At 62.3% G+C, this 18,994-nt stretch carries 15 protein-coding genes; 10 read left to right on the top strand and 5 right to left on the bottom strand.

Annotated features, from left to right (window positions below):
* Positions 1-46: 46 nt before the first annotated feature.
* Both ACP3TE_RS17920 and ACP3TE_RS17915 read right to left on the bottom strand, forming a co-directional pair.
* The gene (locus ACP3TE_RS17920) at positions 47-2,116 is read right to left on the bottom strand and encodes a cell wall-binding repeat-containing protein (RefSeq protein WP_426734598.1); all 2,070 of its coding nucleotides are present in this window, start codon (positions 2,114-2,116) and stop codon (positions 47-49) included.
* A 285-nt stretch (positions 2,117-2,401) separates the two neighbouring features.
* On the bottom strand, positions 2,402-3,637 hold the full coding sequence (locus ACP3TE_RS17915) for an MFS transporter (RefSeq protein WP_426734597.1): 1,236 nt from the start codon (positions 3,635-3,637) through the stop codon (positions 2,402-2,404).
* A 176-nt stretch (positions 3,638-3,813) separates the two neighbouring features.
* On the opposite strand from ACP3TE_RS17915, the gene ftsY reads away from it, so the two are divergent.
* Together ftsY and ACP3TE_RS17905 are read left to right on the top strand one after the other, a co-directional pair.
* The gene (gene ftsY / locus ACP3TE_RS17910) at positions 3,814-4,995 is read left to right on the top strand and encodes a signal recognition particle-docking protein FtsY (protein ID WP_105657694.1); all 1,182 of its coding nucleotides are present in this window, start codon (positions 3,814-3,816) and stop codon (positions 4,993-4,995) included.
* A 440-nt stretch (positions 4,996-5,435) separates the two neighbouring features.
* Positions 5,436-7,568, top strand: coding sequence for an acyltransferase family protein (locus ACP3TE_RS17905; RefSeq protein ID WP_426734595.1), 2,133 nt, complete (start codon positions 5,436-5,438; stop codon positions 7,566-7,568).
* Between the two features lie 64 nt (positions 7,569-7,632).
* On the opposite strand, the gene ACP3TE_RS17900 is transcribed toward ACP3TE_RS17905, so the two are convergent.
* Complete coding sequence (locus tag ACP3TE_RS17900) at positions 7,633-8,307, bottom strand: DNA-3-methyladenine glycosylase (RefSeq protein WP_426734593.1); 675 nt, start codon at positions 8,305-8,307, stop codon at positions 7,633-7,635.
* 139 nt (positions 8,308-8,446) lie between these two features.
* On the opposite strand from ACP3TE_RS17900, the gene ACP3TE_RS17895 reads away from it, so the two are divergent.
* The 5 genes from ACP3TE_RS17895 (at position 8,447) to ACP3TE_RS17875 (ending at position 14,736) form a co-directional block, all read left to right on the top strand.
* On the top strand, positions 8,447-9,076 hold the full coding sequence (locus tag ACP3TE_RS17895; protein WP_426734592.1) for a hypothetical protein: 630 nt from the start codon (positions 8,447-8,449) through the stop codon (positions 9,074-9,076).
* A gap of 260 nt (positions 9,077-9,336) precedes the next feature.
* Entirely contained in the window at positions 9,337-10,557 is a 1,221-nt protein-coding gene (locus tag ACP3TE_RS17890; RefSeq protein ID WP_400342474.1) for an ammonium transporter, read from the top strand.
* 234 nt (positions 10,558-10,791) lie between these two features.
* The gene (locus ACP3TE_RS17885) at positions 10,792-12,894 is read left to right on the top strand and encodes a catalase (RefSeq protein WP_426734589.1); all 2,103 of its coding nucleotides are present in this window, start codon (positions 10,792-10,794) and stop codon (positions 12,892-12,894) included.
* Between the two features lie 132 nt (positions 12,895-13,026).
* A complete protein-coding gene (locus ACP3TE_RS17880) occupies positions 13,027-14,157 on the top strand; it encodes a YihY/virulence factor BrkB family protein (protein WP_426734587.1) in 1,131 nt (376 codons plus the stop codon).
* A 102-nt stretch (positions 14,158-14,259) separates the two neighbouring features.
* Positions 14,260-14,736, top strand: a complete 477-nt coding sequence (locus ACP3TE_RS17875; protein ID WP_332498903.1) for a pyridoxamine 5'-phosphate oxidase family protein — start codon at positions 14,260-14,262, stop codon at positions 14,734-14,736.
* Positions 14,737-14,864: 128 nt separating this feature from the next.
* Here ACP3TE_RS17875 and ACP3TE_RS17870 read toward each other — a convergent pair whose 3' ends face one another.
* The gene (locus ACP3TE_RS17870; RefSeq protein WP_105657701.1) at positions 14,865-15,056 is read right to left on the bottom strand and encodes a CsbD family protein; all 192 of its coding nucleotides are present in this window, start codon (positions 15,054-15,056) and stop codon (positions 14,865-14,867) included.
* Positions 15,057-15,316: 260 nt separating this feature from the next.
* Between ACP3TE_RS17870 and ACP3TE_RS17865 the strand changes: the two genes are divergently transcribed.
* The 3 genes from ACP3TE_RS17865 to ACP3TE_RS17855 are packed head-to-tail and all read left to right on the top strand — an operon-like array spanning position 15,317 to position 18,469.
* A complete protein-coding gene (locus ACP3TE_RS17865; protein ID WP_426734585.1) occupies positions 15,317-16,378 on the top strand; it encodes an acyl-CoA dehydrogenase family protein in 1,062 nt (353 codons plus the stop codon).
* Positions 16,372-17,742 carry a PIG-L family deacetylase gene (locus ACP3TE_RS17860; RefSeq protein WP_426734583.1) on the top strand — a complete coding sequence of 457 codons (1,371 nt, stop codon included), beginning with the start codon at positions 16,372-16,374 and terminating at the stop codon, positions 17,740-17,742. Before ACP3TE_RS17865 ends, ACP3TE_RS17860 begins: the two co-directional genes overlap by 7 nt.
* Positions 17,735-18,469 (top strand): glycosyltransferase, encoded by a 735-nt coding sequence (locus ACP3TE_RS17855; RefSeq protein ID WP_426734581.1) that lies wholly within the window; start codon positions 17,735-17,737, stop codon positions 18,467-18,469. Before ACP3TE_RS17860 ends, ACP3TE_RS17855 begins: the two co-directional genes overlap by 8 nt.
* A gap of 106 nt (positions 18,470-18,575) precedes the next feature.
* Here ACP3TE_RS17855 and ACP3TE_RS17850 read toward each other — a convergent pair whose 3' ends face one another.
* On the bottom strand, positions 18,576-18,902 hold the full coding sequence (locus ACP3TE_RS17850; protein ID WP_332488967.1) for a hypothetical protein: 327 nt from the start codon (positions 18,900-18,902) through the stop codon (positions 18,576-18,578).
* Positions 18,903-18,994 lie beyond the last annotated feature (92 nt).

The following is an 18,994-nucleotide window of genomic DNA, read 5'->3' as shown; positions in this document are numbered from 1 at the left end:
CAACTACGAGCCTCTGTGCAGCTAGGCGAACCCTAACTCGCAACGCCTACGAACACGTATTGAGGGTTCCGTCATTTCGGTAGGCAACAGTCTCGTCGAGAACCAGCGGACCGCCAATCAGCACATTAGTCCAACCTTCCATGCCGGTCAGCGCTGAGCCTATGGACTTAGGCAGGCAGGACTTTTTAGCCAGCAGCATTGGCGCGCCGTTGTAGCCTGCAGCAACGGCACCGCTCAGTCCGTCGGGGAAGCTCTTGCCGTTGGCAATGAACTGGCGCTGCGCACCATTTGGCCAGAAGGCCTTGGCGATGACAGCACTGGTGTCATAACGCGTTTCTCCGCCGTAGCGAGCGATCCTGGCATTCGGAAGCGCTTTGCGGATCTCGTTTTCCGCATTTCTGGAAATTGCCAGTGGCCCGCCAGCCAAGTACACGGTGGAGGGATTCAGGCGCTTGAGCTGCTTCAAGATGGTGCTTGGCACGTACTTCTTGCTGCTCAGCAGCAATGGAGCCTTGCGGTCTGCCGCGACAGCTGCCATGGACAGGGCATCAGGGAACGAGCGTCCAGATGCCACAAACACGTTCTTTGCAGAAGACCAATTCGTAGCAATCTCTGCGCTGGTTCCATAGCGCGTGTTTCCTGCTTCTCGGGATACCGGTGCATACTTCTTCAGCTGCGTGAACGTCTTGCTGCTGACTGCGGTTGGGCCACCTGCAATGATGATGCGGGACGGATTGAGCCGCTTGATTTCCGCAGCCACTGCGCTCGGCAGATAGGCCTGCTTGGTCAGCAACAGCGGTGCATTGTGGCGGTTGGCCAGCGAGGTAACTGATAGTGCGTCAGCGAAGTGCTCACCGGAAGCCACGACAACAGTTTTGGCCCCGTAGGGGAAGGTGCGCTTGGAGATCGCAACAGGCGTTCCATAGCGGTTGGCGCCAGACATGCGTGATGGGCCCAAGCGGGTCGGCCAGACATCCATATTGCCAAAGTAGCTGGTAGTCAGCTTGTACTGCGTGCTGCGGCGGTTCTTCGCAAAGTCGCGCAGCGACGTCAGATCGCCGTTCCACACGTTGGCATCCACATTCTTCGTTGACCCCAACAAATTGGAGTTGGAAGAATACTGCCAGACATTGAACGTGGTCCAGCCTTCAGGAAGTTCGCGGGGATTCTTCGCAACGTCAGCGGTGGGGAAGATCGAGACGTGCAGTGGCCAGGACTTGAACGCTACAGAATCGCCCGTGCACTCATCCCACCACGACTGGGCCGTGTAGATCATCGGCAGGCGACCGGTCTTGGCCTTGACAGTATTGCCGAAGTCCTTGATCCAGGTAACCAATTGGGAGGGCGTCATGCCGTAGCACATATCGCCCTTGCCCTGCGGATAAGCGGTCTTGTTGTACGGGTTCCACTCGATATCCAGCAGTGGGGGCATGGTGTACCCGTCATTGGTCCAACCACCACCGTTGGCCATGAATTCCCTGGCCTGAACAGCACCGGAAGAATGGGCAGGCATGGCGAAATGGTACGCACCGCGAATCAGGCCGGCATTGCGCGACTTGGTGTAGTTCTGGCTGAACTTAGGGTCCTTGTACAAGGAAGAAGGCCACGACTGGGTGGCCTTGATGTAGGCGAAACGTGCCCCGTTTGCCTTGGCAGTGGACCAGTTCACGTCGCCTTGATGGCGGGAAACATCGATCCCAAGGGTGCCCGGTGGACGCCAGGTCCGCAACTCATCAAGGGAAGCCGGCGCACCCACCTGGAACGGAACTGAAGTCGCAGAATCATTTGAAGACAGCTTCGCGAGATCCGCTAGCTCATCCATGGTAGGGATCGTCGCGTCACCGGTTTCGGCAATTCGCTTGGCACCCTGGCCCAGCTGGGCATCGAGGTGCTCGAGCTCCATTTCGGCCAGCGCCTTGTCGGCTAGCTGTACGCGTTCTTTCTTGGAAAGATCATCGTCTTTGGACAGTGCCTTGGAAATTTCTTCAGCTGCTGGAGTGGCAATAGCAGCCGGCGCACTTGGTGCTGGCGCCTCGGACTCAACTTCGCTGGTGCTGGTCCCGGTGGCCTCGGCCTCGGGAGACGGCGTAGACGATGGTTCCGGCGCATCAGCCACGGTAGCAGTGGGCGAGGGAGACTGAACAGTTTGAGCGGAGGGCTCTTCTGTTGGCGAGGCGAACCCCGGACCAGCAGAAAGCGGGATGGAAAGTGCGGCTATAACCGCAATTGATAGAGCTTTGGATCGTCGCGTCCGGATAGCCGGCATGGATTCCCCTGAATAATCGAGTGCAAGTGAAATGGCGAAAGCCATTGCTAGTATATCTACCCGATGTTTCCCGGCAAGATTCCGGGAATTAATATCGGCGCGAAAGCCAGGGGAAATCTAAAACTGCGGAATTGCTTAATCGGCCAATTCCACGGGTTTTATGGTCTTTGGAACCAACAGCCAGGCAATCACTCCGACCAGGCCCACGACAGCCGAAATGTTGAAGGCCAATTGGAAGCTGATCATGTCGGCCATGGCCCCGGCCAGCAGCGGGCCGATGATGGAGCCTAGATCGGTGCACATCTGGAATCCGGCCAGTGCCTTGCCGCCGTTGCGGCCGGAACCAATCACGTCAGCCACGGACGCTTGCTGTGCTGGGCCCAGCAGCCCGCCGCCAATGCCGGCCAGGACCGAGAAGACGATGAAGCCAACCAGGGACGTCGAGTACCCCATCGCGCCAATGGACACGAGCAGGACACTCATGCCAAGGACCACGGGGATCTTGCGTCCAATGCTGTCTGTCAGGCGACCGGAGAACACCAGCGCGCAACCATTGCCGATGGCAAACACCGTCATGGAGATTCCGGCGGCCGTGGCACCCATGGTTTGGCCGAACACGGCCAAGGCGAAAAGCGGGATCATGCTATTGCGCACGCCGAACGCCAGCCAGCCGTAGCTGAACCCGGAGAACAATGCCGCCCGGTAGGCGGGGGAGACCAGCGCCTCGCGGGTGGTCACCACTTCAATATCGGAATGCCTTGATCGCGGGTTTGCCGCATCTGCATCCAGATCGCGGCGACGGCCCAAGGCCATGTAGACCACGCCTGCGGCAATCACCAGGGCGGTGCCGTAAATCAAGAACGGAATACGCATGCCCAGCGGGGCAAGCAAGGTTCCAAGAACCGGGCCGAAGACGTTGCCCAAGAGGAACGAGCCGGCATACAAGCCCGAGATGCGTCCACGGGATTTCTCCGGAGCCAGGCGCGCAATTAATGCCATGGCTGAAATGGTGAACATGGTCGACCCGAACCCGCCCAGTCCACGAGCAATCAATAGCTGCGTATAGTCCTGGACCACAGCGCAAAGCAAAGTCGATACCGCAACTAGCAGAACGCCGGTGACGTAGATCTTGGGCTCGCCGAGCTTGCCTACCAGGACGCCTGCTACCGGTGCGAAAATCAATCGGGTAAAGGCGAAAATGCTGACGATAATAGTGGCGGCCGCATTGCCGACATCAAAGCTCACTGCATACTGGGGCAAGATGGGGGCGATGAGCCCGAAACCCAATGCGATGATGAATGCCGCTACCAGCAATACGCTGATCTCTTGGGGGATGGGCGCCTTGGCAGCACGGGTGGTTTTCAATGCCATATCAATTGAACAGATGGTTCTGCCGCTCAGCGAGCAGTAACCCTCAGCCTTTCTGGAACGACGAACGGGGCTAAGCAACCCACCTGCCAGTCTAGCCTTGAATGCAAAATGTGCTGATGCTGGTGCTGCCTGCCATATGATCCCTAAATCGTTGGAGATATGAGACGATTTAGAGCGTGTCTGATTCGCTTATATTAACCATCATCATTGTCGCGGTTGTTGCCGTGGTGGCCATTGGCGTCATTGCCTTCGTCACCAAGGGCCGCAAGCCCAAGACTCCGTATACGTCAGAGCGCGATGCAGACGACTTGCCAGCTGGCCAGAGTGCTGAGGGCGATACTGATGCCGCAGCGGACACTGCCGGTGCAAGCGATGCGCCTGTCGCGGTCCAAGAGCCTGCCGCACCTGCTGCGCCACAGCTCGATGTTCCAGAACCAGTGCAGGGCCGTCTGGCCCGGCTGCGTGCGCGACTGACCAAATCCAACAGCATGTTCTCCAAGGGCCTGTTGGCCCTGCTCAGCCAAGACTCGATTGACGAGGATGTCTGGGAAGAGATTGAAGAAAATCTGCTGATGGCAGACCTGGGTACCGAGCCTGCGCTTGAGCTCGTTGACGCACTGCGTGAACGAGTGAAGATTGAAGGCAGCAAGGACCCGGCTCGCGTCAAGGCAATGCTCCGCGAGGAACTGCTCAAGCTGGTGGATCCGAGCCTGGACCGCAGCTACCTGCCTGAACCGCATCCGGACCGCCCAAGCATCATCATGGTGGTCGGGGTCAACGGTGTTGGCAAGACCACCACCATCGGCAAGCTGGCGCGAGTTCTCGTTGCTGAAGACAAGGACGTCCTGCTGGGCGCCGCCGATACCTTCCGTGCCGCCGCCGCCGAGCAGCTGGCTACCTGGGGCGACCGCGTGGGCGTGCCTACCGTTCGTTCCGAGATCGACGGCGCCGACCCGGCATCCGTTGCCTTTGAAGCCGTTTCCGCGGGCATCGAGCAGGAAGTCGACATTGTCATGATCGACACCGCCGGCCGCCTGCAGAACAAGGTCGGCCTGATGGACGAGCTGGGCAAGATCAAGCGAGTGGTCGAGAAGAAGGCCACCATTGACGAAGTCCTGCTGGTCCTCGATGCGACCACCGGGCAGAACGGCCTGCAGCAGGCCAAGGTCTTCTCCGAGGTTGTCAACGTTTCGGGGATCGTACTGACCAAGCTCGACGGCACTGCCAAGGGCGGTATCGTCGTGGCTATCCAGCGTCAGCTCGGTGTTCCGGTGAAGCTGGTTGGATTGGGCGAAGGTCCGGATGATCTCGCGCCATTCAACCCGGAAGACTTCGTGGACGCACTGCTCGAAGGCTAATCGATAATTCCATATTTTCTTGATCTCCCCGTCGTTTCCTGCGGCGGGGAGATCTTGTTTAAGCGGGCGCTGCGCATCTGTAATTCCTGCACAGAGCGGTTTTGTTCCTGTTGGGCCAGGGGGCGCACACAGGAGTTGGAATCAAGGAAATTTTGCAGTGAGGTCAGTCACGCCACTCGATCCTGGGTCCGAAACTTTCCTTGGGGCCTCCACGGAAAAGATCTAGTCAGTGAGTGAATGGAACTTTTCCGGCGCCTTCTGGCCGCAGGTCACCCAAGGAAGCAGTGACCAGCGCTACAGAAAACGTCCAGACTACTTGGGTAAAGATGTTTTCTGGGGAAGTGTGTCCCTTCAATCTGTACGCACTGCATGAGGGATGCTCCGGTTGATTCTGGGTGCCCCCGTGCGGCCAGACCAGCCGGTAAAGGATCCATCCAGAAGTGTCGTCGAACCAAGACCTGCCCATACCAGTCAAGCAGGACCCTAAGCCCAGGGCTTTCCGCATGGACATCCAGGGCCTGCGCGCCATCGCCGTAGGTGTTGTTGTGCTGTACCACTTCTGGGGGCACTATCTGCCCGGCGGCTTCGTCGGAGTCGACGTGTTCTTCGTGATCTCGGGATTCCTGATCACTTCGCATCTGCTCGCCAAGCCGCCGAAGAACATTGGCGATGTCGTCAATTTCTGGATGAGGCGAGTCAAGCGGCTGATCCCTGCCTCCTTCTTGGTGATCCTGGCCAGCGTCTTGGGCATCTGGTTCTTCGCACCGTCCACGGTGTGGCAGGACTGGGGACTGCAAGCGATGGCCGCGACGTTCTACTTCCAGAACTGGTACCTGGCACTGACCAAGGTCGATTACCTTGCCGAAGGCGAAGCTCCAAGCCCCTTCCAGCATTTCTGGTCCCTGTCTGCAGAAGAGCAGTTCTATTTCGTATGGCCAATTCTGATCGGCCTGCTGATCTTTGCCGCCATCAAGTCCGGAATCAAGCCGGCAACCGCCGCGTTGGCCGGGATCAGCGCCGTCTTCTTGATTTCCTTCGGATACTCGCTATACGCAACCACGACTGAACCGGGCAGCGCATACTTCTCGACCTTTACCCGAGTCTGGGAATTCTCGGCAGGCGCCCTGGTGGCGGCCTTGGGAACGCGTGCGCATGCGGCCAAGAAGGATGCGATGAGCTTGATCGGGTCGTGGGGCGGAGTCCTTGCCATCGCATTCAGCGCGGTGGCCTTTACCGGGCAGATGCCATTCCCCGGATACATTGCAGCGATTCCAGTATTCGGCACCGCACTGATCCTGCTCTGCCATTCCACGCACAAGTACTCGCCCAACATGTTCTTGAGCAGCAAGCCGTTCCAGTTCTTCGGTGACAACTCCTATGCCATCTACCTCTGGCATTGGCCGCTATTGATCCTGATGCCGTTCATGGTGGAAGACTTCAAATGGCCCCAGAAGATCATTGCCCTGGCCTTGACGCTGGTCTTGGCTGTTTTGACGCAGAAGCTTGTCGAGGTTCGATTCCGTAAGTTCATTGACGCCTCGGTACTGCTCACGGCGCCACGCTTCCTTGCCACGGGCAGCCTCGTCTTGGCTTTGGTTGCCGGAGCTTTCTACCTCAACACCGAACGCATCATCAATGATGCCCAAGACGTCGACAAGGCCTTGGCCCAGGTCGAAAAGGAGCTGGGCGAAGACTGCTTCGGTGCCGCGTCGCTCAGTGAATCATGCGGCGAAGCAGTGAATATCGAGACGGCCTACCAGCCGGTGGCTCCCGCCCCGGTAGTCGCGAAGACCGACAAGCCGGTCGTCTACAAGGATGATTGCTTCGCCAGCCAGGACGCCGACTACAAGGACCGCCCGGTATGCAACTACGGTGATGGCAAGATCAAGGTAGCACTGGTTGGAAACTCTCATGCAGGCCAGTGGATTCCTGCTTTGGAACCGATGGCGAAGAAGAATGGCTGGAGTATTGATACCTATCTGGCCAGCCGTTGCGCCGTCATGGGCGAACCCCAGGTCTTTGACTCCGAGGCACGGGAAAAGGGCTGCGCTGATTATGGCAGCTGGGTGACCAAGCAGATCGAAAAGGAAGACTATGACCTGGTGATCAGCTCCAACCGCCAGTCCCTTCCGGTTTCCGGATACGAAATGGAAAACACCGCTGAACCTGCCCAGAAAGCCTACGAGAAGATTCTCCAGGACTGGGCCGGCACCGGCGCCGCTGTAGCGGTCATTCGAGATACGTCCTTCCCGGGGGAGACCGTGGAGAATGTGCCTGACTGCGTGGCCTCCAGCGATGGCGAATTCAGCGAATGCAGTGGCGAGGCGAAGCAATGGATTCCGATGGATCCGCAGGTCGACGCCGTGAAGGCCCTGGATAAGCCGAATATTATTGATGTCGACATGAATGACCAGCTGTGCGAGGACGGACGCTGCTTTGCAGTAGTCGGTGGCATCGTGGCCTATTGGGACCACTCGCACCTGACCGAAACCTTTGCCGAATCCTTGTCCCAGACCTTGGAATCCCGGCTGAAGAAGGAACTGGATTCCAAGGAACTGTTCCCGGCAGCATAGGGCTTTGCGGCACCTTGCTCGATAGGCTCTGGCTTCAACGCATTAATGGCGTTGAAGCCAGAGCCTATTTTCGTTTCCTGATGCCAGTGACTGCCCCAGGAGCATCGCGGCCCGGGCGAAAAGCGGAAACGCTTGGCTCATCGGGCAGCCAGAATCGCCAGGGGAACTGCGGACCGCCGGCTATTCCCGCGACGCCAACGCGGGGTCCAGTGCGCAAAGTCTCCGGGAGACCAGGGGCAGCATGGAGGGTAAATGGGGCAGCGAACAGATCCAGCCCGTCATGTTCCAATCTCGTGAGTCCCAATGCTGTGGCCAAGTTCCCCGGTCCACGGGCCAGCTGGATCTCCGGGATGGGATTGCGGGCGTAGCGGATGGGCCGCTTCTCCAGTCTTCGCGCGTGGGCCAGATCGGTGCCGGAAATAATTTCACCAGAACGTATCAGCACCCCGGAAGCAGCTCCTGGCGGTGAGCAAACGAAATTCAGGGCGTAGTGCATTCCGTAGGTGAAGTACACGTACGCGTGCCCGGGTTCCAGGAACATGGACGCGTTGCGTTCGGTTTTCCTGTCCTTCGAGTGGCTGCCCGGGTCATAGGGCCCTGCGGTTCCCAGGCCCATGTACGCTTCGGTTTCGGTGATGCGCACACTGACCGGTCCGTCAATGGAATCCACGGTGAGCACTGCCCCGAGCAACCGGGGCGCAACGTCCAAGGCATCGGGCAAGAAGAAAGATCGGTCCATGCTTCCAGTGTGCCTGCTCCAGCTAAATTGTCCCCGGCCCCTGTAAGGATCATGGGTACTTGAAACTTGGGGGTTCAAGCAGCTCGCACTCGTGAACTGGGGAATGAGCATGAAAAGTTTCTTAGTAACTGCAACCGCAATGGCAGGAATTCTATCGCTGGCTGCCTGCGGGGTATCGGCAGAAGAGTTCGAGGCTGCGCAAGCCTCGAGCGCAGCCATAGCTGCTGAAAAGGAAGCACTGCAAGCCCAGCTGGCAGAAACCGAAACGCAATTGGCCCTGGCCGAGGAAGAAGCAGCAGAGCTTCGCGCAGCCGAGGAAGTACGCGCAGCAGCCGCAGAAGCCCAGAAGGCACGCAAGGCGAAGGAAAAGGAAGACAGGGAAGCTGCGGCCGCGGCGGAAAAAGCCAAGGCCAACAAGGCCAAGAAGGTCACTAAGCGGGCTCTGGCGCAAATCGTGAAGCAACCGGACTCGCACATCGATGAGAATGTGACTCTCTACGGCCTGGTCACCCAGTTCGACTCCGCGACCGGTCCCTGCACCTTCCGTGCCGAGCTGAGCCACCCGCAGGTGGGCAAATACGACTACGAGCACAATTCGATGTTCACTGCCGGTGATGGCTTGGCGGACTGTGATGCGCTGGATGACATCGTGGCCGAGGACATCGTTCAAATCACCGCCACGGTGACCGGATCCCTGAGCTATGACACGACCATCGGCGGATCCACTACGGTGCCGAAGTTCCAGGTCGTGAAGATCAAGCGGCTGTAGCCGCTGCCGGCGTCCACCTTGCCAGCCCGGCATCAGCAGAAAGCACTTTCTGCTGATGCCGGGCTGTTCTTTTGACCGTCGGCCAGCAGCACCGTGAACTGTTCGAAACGGACGCGAAACATTGCCGAGAAGCAAACGTTACCCCCGGCAGGAACTTGATACACAGCGGAAACGAAGCAGCGAGTGTTCGGAAACATCGGGCGCGTTAGATAGTCATAACACCACCGATACACCGAATACCTTGAGGGGAAGTGATCCAGATGGAGTTGGATGTAGCCAGCTTATGGATCCTGATAGCTGCCGCACTCGTATTGCTGATGACACCGGCACTGGGACTTTTCTACGGCGGCATGACTCGCGCCACCGGCGTGGTGAACATGATGCTGATGAGTTTCTCCGCCGCGGCGATCACCGCCGTTGTCTGGGTGCTCTGGGGCTACTCGTTCTCCGCCGGGGAACCAGCCATCGCCGGAATCGTCGGCAATCCAATCAGCGACTTTGCCATGCACAATACCGAGCAGTCCGAGCTGCTCGCCGCCGGATTCGCCGGTACCTTCGCCATGATCTCGGTAGCCATCATCTCCGGAGCCATCGCCGACCGCGCCCGCTTTGCGCCATGGCTGTTCTTCGTCCCGCTATGGGTCACCCTGGTGTACGCACCGGTGGCCTTCTGGGTCTGGGGTGGAGGCTTGCTCTCCGCTGACGGATTCCTGGGCAGCATCTTCGGCGAAGCCATTGACTTCGCCGGTGGCGCAGTGGTTCACACCAACGCAGGTATCGCAGCCCTGGTCCTGGCCCTGAAGCTGGGCCAGCGCCACAACTTCCACGACCGTCCGCAGCCGCACAACACCCCGCTGGTCATGCTCGGTGCCGGCCTGCTGTGGTTCGGCTGGTTCGGTTTCAACGCCGGTGCGGCAACCACCGTCGAGCAGGCTGGACTCATCTGGGTCAATACCCTGGCAGCTCCGGGTGCGGCCGTCCTTGGCTGGATCCTGGTTGAGAAGCTTCGCGGTTCCCGCCCCAGCTCGCTGGGTGTCGCCTCGGGCCTGGTGGCCGGCCTGGTCGCCATCACCCCTTCCTGCGCAGATGTGGCCCCCTGGGCCGCGATGCTGCTGGGCATCCTGGCTGGCGCCGGTGCAGCCTGGGCAGTGAACCTGAAATGGAAGCTGGGCTACGACGACTCGCTGGATGTTGTCGGCGTGCACCTGGTCGCCGGCTTGATCGGAACCCTGTTCCTGGGCTTCTTCGCCCTGCCAACCGAGGAGAGCGCTGGCGGACTGTTCTACGGCGGAGGCGTCGCCCAGCTGATCGCCCAGGCAGCCACCCTGATTGTGGTCATGGTCTTCTCCGCGGTGATGACCTGGGTCATCGCCACGGTCATTGGAAAGTTCAGCCCATGGCGTGTCGCGGCAGATATCGAAATTGCCGGGATCGACGAGGCGGAGCACAACGAAAATGGATACCAGCTGGTTTCCAAGTAAGGAGCGGAATCTGGAAAATAACGCAACACAAGCACGAGGGGCAGGGCGTTTCTGAAACGTCCTACCAGGACCGCCGGTGGGCCATGCAGCCACCGGCGGTCCTGGCGTGTTCACGCCCGGTGGCGGGCACATGTGTAAATCATGGGAATCGCCTAGTGCGCTGGCATCAGCCGTGCACCGGCCCCTAGCGTGGCATTCACCAGCCGATTATTCCCAAGCAGCTAGGAGAGTGCCATGGCCAGCGAACCACAACAGCAAGCAAGCCCGGGAGGGGAACCGGTGTTGTCCGGCCCCGGCCAGGACAGCGAATTCCTGACCACCAACCAGGGAGCTCCCGTCAGCGATACCGACCACTCGCTGAAAGCCGGAGAGCGCGGGCCCACCTTGCTGCAGGATCACCACCTGCGCGAGAAGATCATGCATTTCGACCACGAGCGGATTCCGGAGCGCGTGGTCCACGCCCGCGGGGCTGGCGCCCACGGCTCCTTCATCAGCTACGGCAACGCCTCCGAACTGTGCCGGGCCGATTTCCTCAAGCCGGGCAAGCAGACCCGGGTCTTCGTGCGGTTTTCCACCGTGGTCGGTTCCCGCGGCTCGATGGACACGGCCCGCGATACCCGCGGCTTTGCCACGAAGTTCTATACCGAAGAGGGCATTTTCGACCTGGTGGGCAACAATATCCCGGTGTTCTTCATCCAGGATGGCATCAAGTTCCCGGATCTCGTCCATGCCGCGAAGCCGCACCCGGATACCGAGATCCCGCAGGCGCAATCGGCCCACGATACCTTCTGGGATTTCGTCTCCCTGCATACCCCTGCCCAAGCCCACGTGATGTGGCAGATGAGCGACCGCGCGATACCCCGCTCGCTGCGCATGATGGAAGGCTTCGGCGTGCACACCTTCCGCATGGTCAATGAGGCGGGCAGAGCGTCCCTGGTGAAGTTCCATTGGAAGCCCAAGCTCGGCGTGCACTCGCTGGCCTGGGAAGAGTCCCAGCTGGCAGCCGGCGCGGATCCGGACTTCCACCGCCGCGATCTGGCCGAAGCCATTGATGCCGGAGCCTACCCCGAATGGGAACTGGGCGTGCAGATTTTCCCCGACGACGGTTCGGGGGTCTTCGAGGGCATCGACCTGCTGGATCCGACGAAATTCGTCCCAGAAGAACTGGCTCCGGTCCAGCCGCTGGGCAAGATGGTGCTGGACCGCAACCCGGAAAACTACTTCGCGCAGACCGAGCAGGTCGCCTTCCACCCCGGGCATCTGGTGCCGGGCATCGATATCAGCGACGACCCGCTGCTGCAGGCGCGGCTCTTCTCCTACCTGGACACCCAGCTGACCCGCTTGGGTGGACCGAACTTCGCGCAGATCCCGATCAACTCGCCGGACTCTCCGGTCAACGACATGTTCCGCGACGGCTTCCACCAGCACCGGGTGCCCAAGGGCATCGCGCCGTACAAGCCGAACTCGCTGGATGGCGGCTGCCCGTACATGTCGCAGGTTCTCTCTGGCCAGCAGCCTCCGCTGGACTTCCCGCAGCCTGTGGCCTCCGGGAAGAAGGTGCGTTCCGAGCCGGCCAGCTTCTCGGACCACTACAGCCAGGCCCGCTTGTTCTACATCAGCCTCTCGGCCGTGGAGCGCGCCCATGTGCAGCAGGCCTACTCCTTTGAGCTGGGCAAGTGCACCGATACCGCGATCCGCCAGCGGCAGGTGGAATGCCTGGCGAAGATCGACACGCAGCTGGCCGCCGGGGTCGCCCAGGCACTGGGCCTGCCGGCGCCGGCCGCAGTGCAGCTGGATGACCCGGTGGCCAGCCCCGCGCTGTCGCAGATCGGAAAAGCCTGGCCGGTGGACGGGCGCAAGGTCGGGGTGGTGTTCAACAGCGGCAACCACCAGCACGTGCCGGCAATAGCCCAGGCGCTGGCCGAACGGGGCATGTCCCCGCTGCTCGTTTCGGCCTCCGGCGGCGAGGTGGCCCCGGACCTGCCCATTGACCGCACCTACCTGACGGCGCGCTCCATTGAATTCGATGCGCTGGTGCTCATCGGCCCGCTGCCGCCGGCCCCGGACGCCGCGGTTGCGTTGGACGCCAAGGCCGGCGCCCTGGGGGCAGGCGGGGTTCCCATCGACCCGCGCGTGGCATTGCTGGTCGCGGAGGCCTACCGGCACAACAAGGCCATCATCACCCTGGACGGGCTCTCCGATGGCCTGCTGCAAGCGGTGGGCCTGGAAGATGACGCGCCGGGCATCGCACTGGTCGAGCTTTCGGCGGTGGCCGAAAGCGCCGAACAGCTGCTGTCCACCCACCGCGCGTGGGAGCGTTTCCCGGTCGCCGAGTAGCAGCGCGGCCCAGCTGGCCTAGCGGGCGGCGCGGCAGGTGCATGATTCGGTTTGCCTGCCGCGCCGGCCTGGCCCAGCAGCAGGGCCGGCGGCCATCAACTGGCACAGATAGCTGATGAAAAGAGGTGCAAGATGCCTTCAGGAACCGATAGCCATGCCGGGAACGGGAACGCGGCCGAAACCGCTGCCAAGGCCCGGCACGCTCCTGGACCCGATGCCGAATCCAAACCCGATTCCCCGCCGGATTTGCACTCCAGGTCATGGAAATACGCGGCCAAGCGCTCCATCAGGGAATTCTCCCGGAAGAAATGCACGGACATGGCGGCCTCGCTGACCTATTTCGCGATGCTCTCCATCTTCCCGGCCCTGCTGGCGGTAGTCTCCCTGCTCGGAGTTGCCGGCCAGGCGGAGAACATGACCCGCAACATCCTCTCGCTGGTCCAGGAACTAGCCAGCAAGGAAGTGGTGGAAACCCTGCGCCAGCCCATCGAGCAGCTGGCCTCGGCCCCGTCGGCAGGCCTGGCGCTGATTGCCGGTCTGCTCGGTGCGCTATGGAGCGCCTCGGGGTATGTCGGGGCGTTCGGACGGGCAATGAACCAGATCTACGAGGTGGCCGAAGGCCGGCCGTTCTACAAGCTGCGCCCGCTGATGCTGCTGCTGACACTGGTGCTTCTTGTGGCCGTGTCCGTGCTGGGGATGCTGCTGATCGTCTCCGGTCCGCTGGCCCAGGCGCTGGGCAACGCCATGGGGCTGGGCGAGGGCGCGGTGGCGATATGGAATATCGCCAAATGGCCGGTGATCGTGCTGTGCGCGATTGTGCTGGTGGCCGTGCTCTACTACGGGGCTCCCAATGTGAAGCAACCGAAGTTCCGCTGGATCAGCCTCGGCTCGGCCATCGCGCTGCTCGTGCTGGCGGTGGCGACCGTGGGCTTCTTCTTCTACGTTTCGAACTTCGGCAACTACAACAAGACCTACGGCGCCATCGGCGGGGTCATCGTGCTGCTGCTGTGGCTGTGGATCGCCAACCTGGCGCTGCTGTTCGGCGCGGTCTTCGACGCGGAAGCCGAGCGCGGGCGCCAGCTGCAGGCGGGGATTGCCGCCGAGCGCTCGGTCCAGCTTCCGCCGCGGGATACCAAGGCCAGCATGAAGCAGGAGGAAAAAGAAGAGCAGGACATCAGCGACGGGCGGCAGCTGCGTTTCGCCAGCGAGCTGGACGCCGAAGAGCAAGCGGATCCGGAATCCAGGCGGAACCCGGAACGCTGAGCAGGAGCCGAAGCTGGCAATCGCCTGGGCGCCCCTTGGCGCGGGCCAGCACCTCGGTAGCGTGTGAAACGACCAGATCATTCCAAGACAAAGGAGCTCATCATGGCCAACGACGAGGCAAGCAAAGTCATCAGCATCATCCAGGACCTGCGGATCGCCATGGTCACAACCCACAGCGCTGGACGGCTGGCCAGCCGGCCCCTGACGCTGATCGAAGCCACCGACGAAGGAGAGCTCTGGTTCTTCTCTACCGCCGACGCCGGGATTGTCCAGGAAATCCGGGCCCAGGGGCTGGTCAATGCCGCGTTCAGCGGATCCAAGGCGTGGGTGTCGGTCAGCGGCCACGCCGAGGTGGTGCTCGATGTCGCCAAGAAGAAGGAACTGTGGAACGCCGCAGTGGAAACCTTCGCCAGCGAAGGCCCGGAATCTGCGCAGACCGTGCTGCTGCGCATCGATGCCGACTCCGCTGAATACTGGGAGAACCCCGGCGGGGCGGCGAGCCTGGTGGCCGGCTGGGTGAAGCAGAAGCTCACCGGAAAACCCGCCGAGCCCGGGGACTCGAATAGCGTCGAACTCTAGGGCGCCGAAAACCGGCAACGGCCGCTGCTCCGAATTCCCGGAGCAGCGGCCGTATTGCTGTGCCCGTGTCCTGGCACAGAGCTATGCCCCATGGATTCGTATCCATGGGGCATAGCTGGTGGTGCGGTTTAGGACAGGTCGTCCTTGACATCCTTGGCGGCGTCCTTGACGTGTTCTCCTGCTTGCTTTGCCTTGGCGGCGGCCTGGTCCTTCACGCCTTCGGCTTGCAGGCGCTCATTATCAGTGGCATCGCCGTAGGCCTCCTTGGCCTTGCCAGATGCTTCCTGGGCCTTGTTCTGGATCTTGTCTCCAATTCCCATGATTCTTACCTCCTGTGTGGATCTGGTTACTGACAATTTGAACTATAGGGCAGATTGCAAATCGGGGTCCCGAAGCTGAAAGTTTGCTTGCGGCCAACTTTGCAGATCATCACAGTGCCGCCGTCGCGGCGGCCAATCCCATAAGCTGCCTCGCTGCGTTGCGTGGTCCTTTGCGGTTATCAGGAGTCATTCAGCTGGGCCGGGCACGAATGGGCCGTGACCTAGACTGGCCAAAAGTTCCGCGCAGAGAAGGAGAGTCGATGGACCAGCGGCCGGTGTCGTTTAGTGCAGCCGAACCAGGATCCCGCCCCCGCAACAGCGAGTTATGGTGGGGCGCCGAAGTCGCGGTGCGTGCGGCCGCCGTACGCTGCGAGGGCAACCCGGAAGCGATGCTGCGTACGCTGGAAAGTTCGGGGGAGGAACCTCCGGTGCCAGCGGCCGGACAGACCCAGCGCCTGTGGGAGCTGCTGGCTTCCGTGGCCGCCACCGACCTGGTCGCAGCCAGGACGCTGGAACCGCATTTGGATGCCGCGGGAATCCTGAGCCAGGCGGGTATGTCCTGGCCGGCCGGCACTGCATGGGGCGTTTTCGCCGCGCAGCCGCCCAACGCCACCCTGGAAGCGGTTCGCCAGTCCGGCGGGGGATGGGAGCTGAATGGCACCAAGCCCTGGTGCTCGTTGGCCGCGCAGCTGACCCATGCACTGGTCACCGCCCCTACGCCCGATGGTGGCCGGCTGTTCATGGTTTCCTTGCGGCATCCGGGCGTTGAACCGGTACCGGATGCCTGGGTCAGCCGCGGCATGGCGCAGCTGCCCAGCGGCAGCGTGAACTTCACCAGCGTGCCGGCCCAACCGGTGCAGGACGCCGGCTGGTACCTGTCCCGTCCCGGGTTCGCTGTCGGAGGCGTCGGCGTGGCCGCCTGCTGGTTCGGGGCAGCGGTGGGAATCTACCGCCATCTGCTGCGCAGCGCCCAAGCGCGCACCCCGGATCAGCTGGCCCTGGCCTGGCTCGGCGAAGCAGACCGCTTGCTGGCCGGCTGCGCCGCACTGCTGGAACAGGCCGCTGGGCTGGCCGATGCCGGAACGCTGGATGCCATTTCGGCCCATCGGATCCGCGGCCAGGTGGCCGGGGCCTGCGAGCGGGTGTTGCAGCTCAGCGGCCAGTCCACCGGCCCGGGCCCGCTGACCGCCGATGAGGAGCATGCGCGGCGCGCAGCAGATCTGGGCATCTATCTGCGCCAGCACCACGCGGCCCGCGACGACGCGGCGCTGGGCCAGTTGATCGTGGACCGCGCCGGAACGGAAAGTGGCAGCGCATGGTGAACTTCACGCATCAGGACCAGGGAACATCTGCAAGCTGCTGGCAGCAGGCTGGGCTTGAGCGGATCGCCGCACTGGATCCGGAGAAGCTCTTCCACGCAATCGCATCGGTGGTTGTCCTGGCCGCCCACCCGGATGACGAGACGCTGGGAGCCGGAGGGCTGATCCGCATGGCCCTTGGCCGGGGGATCGATGTCCACGTGATCGTCTGCAGCTTCGGGGAAGCCTCGCATCCGGATTCCACCACACACTCCCCAGCCCAGTTGGCCGCGCTGCGCCAGGCCGAGCTGGCCGAGGCCATGGACACGCTGCGCGCACAAGGACCGCGCAGCGGAACGCTGCATCTGCACTGCTTGGGCCTGGGCGACGGGAAACTCGAAGCGCAGCAGGAGCCGATCCGCGCAGCCCTTGAGCAGCACGCCGGCGAGCGCTGCCTGATCGCCAGCACCTACCGCGGCGACGGGCACCCGGACCACGAAATCCTGGGCCTGCTCGCCGCGGACTGGGCCCTGGCGCACAATGCCTGCCATCTGGAATTCCCCATCTGGTTCTGGCACTGGGCGCAACCGGACCGGCAGCCCAGCTTCAGGCATTGGCGCCGGCTGGCCCTGGATGCATCCAGCGCGGATGCCAAGGCCCGCGCCCTGGAGGCCCACCGTTCCCAAACCCGGCCGCTGTCCGCCCTGCCAGGAGACGAGGTCCTCCTTAGCGAAGGCTTCCTTCAGCATTTTTCCCGCGGCGCCGAGATCTTCCGCGCCACCTGGCCTGGCCACAAGGACGCCGCGTCGGCTCCGGTGGTGTTCGAGGAGCTCTACGGGCAGCGCGAAGATCCGTGGGAGTACCGCAGCAGCCGCTATGAGCAGCGCAAGCAGCAGATCCTGCTCGCCTCCCTGCCCCGGGAGCAGTATGCGGCGGTTCTGGAGCTGGGATGCTCCATCGGGGTGCAGAGCGCCGAACTGGCCCGCCGCAGCACCAGCCTGCTGGCGGTGGATGCCAGCGCTACCGCGTTAGCCCAGGCCCGGCGTGCCGTGGCCGGAATGGAGCATGTCAGCTTGCTGCAGGCCACCGTGCCCCGGCAATTTCCGCAGTTGGAGCCGGGAAGCGTGCAGCTGGTAGTGCTCAGCGAGATCGGCTACTTCCTGGCCGCTGACGAACTGGAGCAGGTGCTCGCCGCCAGTGCCGCCGCACTGGAAGCCGGCGGAGAGCTGGTGCTCTGCCATTGGCTGCATCCCATTGAAGGCTGGCCGCTGGACGGGGAGGATGTGCACCGGATGGCGGGAGACCTGGGGTGGGAGCGCATCGTGGAGCATCGCGAGGCCGATTTCCTGCTTGAAATACTGCGCAAGCCCGCTGGTGCCCATGAGTAGGCAGCTGGCGGCCATGGCGGTCATCATCCCGGCCCATGACGAGGAAGAACGCCTGGGCCGTTGCCTGGATTCGGCGCGTGCGGCCATGGACCGGTTGGCGTGTGCCCGCCCGCAGCTGCAGGTCCGGGCCATCGTGGTTGCCGACAGCTGCACCGACCGCACGGTACAGGTTGCCCAGCGGCAGATCGGCGCAGATCAGCGGATCAGCTTGCTGCAGGCCAGCTTCGGCAATGTCGGAGCCAGCCGGGCTGCTGGGGCGCGCCACGCCCTGGCCAGCCTCGACGCGTACGCGGACCCGAGCGCCATCTGGCTGGCCAGCACCGACGCGGATACCTGCGTCGCCGAGCATTGGCTGGAGGGCTTTGCCTGCCTGCACGACGGCGGGGCCGATGCGGTGGCCGGAACCGTGGAACCGGACCGCGGCGAACTCGATGAGCACATCTTCGCCTTATGGGAGCAGGCCTACCAGCCGATCGAGGGGCATGGCCATATCCACGGCGCGAACTTCGGGGTGTGCGCTGCTGCCTATCTGGATGTTGGAGGATTCGAGCCCTTGGCGGCCCGAGAGGATGTGGCCTTGGTCGAAGCGCTGCGCCGCGCCGGCTACCGGGTCCAGGCCACGGCCCGGCTGCAGGCGATCACCTCGGGGCGCTTGCGCGGGCGGTTGTGCGAGGGCTTCGCAGACTATCTTGCCGCGCTGGATCACCAGATGCTCCACGCCCGGTAGCGCCCAAGTAAGCGGTCCCGGTCCCTGGCATAGGAACAGCCCCCGGGGAATCTGCGCGGATGCGCGGTTTCCCCGGGGGCTGTGCCCGTTGCGGCGGTGCTTGCTGCTACACGCTGCTGCCGGACTCCTGCGTGGCGTACCTGTGTCCCAGCATGCTGGCGTCGAAAGGTGGAACCGCGTGGGCGATCGCAGTGTATTGCCAGTACTTCACACGGAATGCAGCCATTCCGCTGTGCTCGGCCTGGCCGAACAGATCCTTGATCTTGCTGCGCGGCGCGCTGGCCTGAACCACTTCCAAGACTGGAGACGGCTCGGAAATGTGCAAGAACTTCAGTTCCTCGGTCTGCGGTTCAACCATCGCGACCAGCACCGGCCGCTTGTGCACCGAGACCAGGCCCATCACATCATCGAGCGCTTCCAAAGGCTGTGTCATGACCACTGGCATTCCTTGGGTCCAGCCATAGCTGCTCAGATGCCTTCTTCCCTCGCGTGATCCCAGCAGCTCTGCTATGCGCAACGCGGTCT

This window comes from Glutamicibacter sp. 2E12, from assembly GCF_050030965.1.
Taxonomy (GTDB): Bacteria; Actinomycetota; Actinomycetes; order Actinomycetales; family Micrococcaceae; genus Glutamicibacter.
Note: the sequence above shows the minus strand (reverse complement) of the source record. Positions and strands in the feature narration are given on the sequence as shown.

Coding starts and splice junctions, on each gene's coding strand:
- ACP3TE_RS17890 (WP_400342474.1), top strand. CDS start 9,337: ATGGAGTTGGATGTAGCCAGCTTATGGATCCTGATAGCTGCCGCACTC.
- ACP3TE_RS17880 (WP_426734587.1), top strand. CDS start 13,027: ATGCCTTCAGGAACCGATAGCCATGCCGGGAACGGGAACGCGGCCGAA.
- ACP3TE_RS17895 (WP_426734592.1), top strand. CDS start 8,447: ATGGCAGGAATTCTATCGCTGGCTGCCTGCGGGGTATCGGCAGAAGAG.
- ACP3TE_RS17855 (WP_426734581.1), top strand. CDS start 17,735: ATGAGTAGGCAGCTGGCGGCCATGGCGGTCATCATCCCGGCCCATGAC.
- ACP3TE_RS17850 (WP_332488967.1), bottom strand. CDS start 18,902: ATGACACAGCCTTTGGAAGCGCTCGATGATGTGATGGGCCTGGTCTCG.
- ACP3TE_RS17900 (WP_426734593.1), bottom strand. CDS start 8,307: ATGGACCGATCTTTCTTCTTGCCCGATGCCTTGGACGTTGCGCCCCGG.
- ACP3TE_RS17870 (WP_105657701.1), bottom strand. CDS start 15,056: ATGGGAATTGGAGACAAGATCCAGAACAAGGCCCAGGAAGCATCTGGC.
- ACP3TE_RS17885 (WP_426734589.1), top strand. CDS start 10,792: ATGGCCAGCGAACCACAACAGCAAGCAAGCCCGGGAGGGGAACCGGTG.
- ACP3TE_RS17875 (WP_332498903.1), top strand. CDS start 14,260: ATGGCCAACGACGAGGCAAGCAAAGTCATCAGCATCATCCAGGACCTG.
- ACP3TE_RS17915 (WP_426734597.1), bottom strand. CDS start 3,637: ATGGCATTGAAAACCACCCGTGCTGCCAAGGCGCCCATCCCCCAAGAG.
- ACP3TE_RS17860 (WP_426734583.1), top strand. CDS start 16,372: ATGGTGAACTTCACGCATCAGGACCAGGGAACATCTGCAAGCTGCTGG.
- ACP3TE_RS17865 (WP_426734585.1), top strand. CDS start 15,317: ATGGACCAGCGGCCGGTGTCGTTTAGTGCAGCCGAACCAGGATCCCGC.